Raw genomic sequence first — 994 nt, 5'->3', positions numbered from 1 at the left:
ATTGCGATGGCGATGTCCTGTAGTCCCTCACTATTGGTTGCAGATGAGCCTACGACCGCACTAGACGTGACCATTCAGGCGCAGATTCTTGACCTGATGAGAGAGTTACAGCAGAAGAGCGAGATGACCATCATGCTGATCACGCACGATCTTGGTGTGGTAGCAGAGATGTGTGATCGGGTGGTCGTCATGTATGCAGGGCAAGTCGTAGAGGAAGCCGAGGTAGAAAAGCTATTTGCTACTCCAAAGCATCCGTACACGGTTGGTTTGTTGGGTTCGATCCCAGATATGGACACAGAGCAGGAGTACTTGTTTACGATTGGCGGGACCGTTCCGAGTCCAGGTCAGATGCCCCCAGGATGCCGTTTTGCTGAACGATGCCAGAAGGCTATGGACAAATGCTACGAGCAAGCTCCACCGTTATTCGATCTGAGTGATGGTACAAAAAGCAGATGCTGGCTGTATGAGTAAGCAGAAAGGACGTGAATCTTTTGGAAAAATCAGAATGTAAACCCTTACTAGAGGTGAGAGGGTTAAAAAAATACTTTCCGATTCGCAGTGGATTAATGAAGAAGGTAACGAATCACGTCAAAGCTGTTGACGATCTCTCTTTTACCGTTGCAACAGGGGAAACGCTCGGAATTGTAGGTGAATCTGGTTGCGGGAAGTCAACCACAGGCAGAGCCATTCTACGATTGCTCGAGCCTACGGGTGGCGAAGTGATTTTTCAAGGAGAGAATTTAGCGGCACTTTCCCCAAATGAGATGAGGATGAAGCGAAAGGATTTGCAAATCATTTTCCAAGACCCGTTCGCATCCCTCAATCCGCGAATGACAGTTGGGGAGATCATTGAAGAGCCGATGATCATATTCGAACTGTATGAAACGTCAAAAGAACGCAAGGAAAAAGTAGCGGAATTGATGCGGGTTGTCGGTCTGAAACCAGAAAATTCGGAACGTTTTCCTCATGAGTTTAGTGGTGGTCAGCGACAGCG

Annotated in this window: 2 protein-coding genes; both read left to right on the top strand. The window is 48.0% G+C overall.

From position 1 onward, the window contains the following. Positions 1–471: ABC transporter ATP-binding protein (locus tag C7R94_RS29355; RefSeq protein ID WP_146142862.1), on the top strand; the 471-nt coding region annotated here is incomplete at its 5' end. A gap of 20 nt (positions 472–491) precedes the next feature. Next, a partial coding sequence (locus C7R94_RS29350) for an ATP-binding cassette domain-containing protein (protein ID WP_233220709.1) occupies positions 492–994 on the top strand: 503 nt, incomplete at its 3' end.

Origin of the sequence: Brevibacillus sp. NRRL NRS-603 (assembly GCF_003013445.1) — a bacterium.
GTDB classification, from domain to species: Bacteria; Bacillota; Bacilli; order Brevibacillales; family Brevibacillaceae; genus Brevibacillus; species Brevibacillus formosus.
The sequence above is the reverse complement of the archived record's forward strand: the minus strand, read 5'-3'. Positions and strand labels throughout refer to the sequence as shown.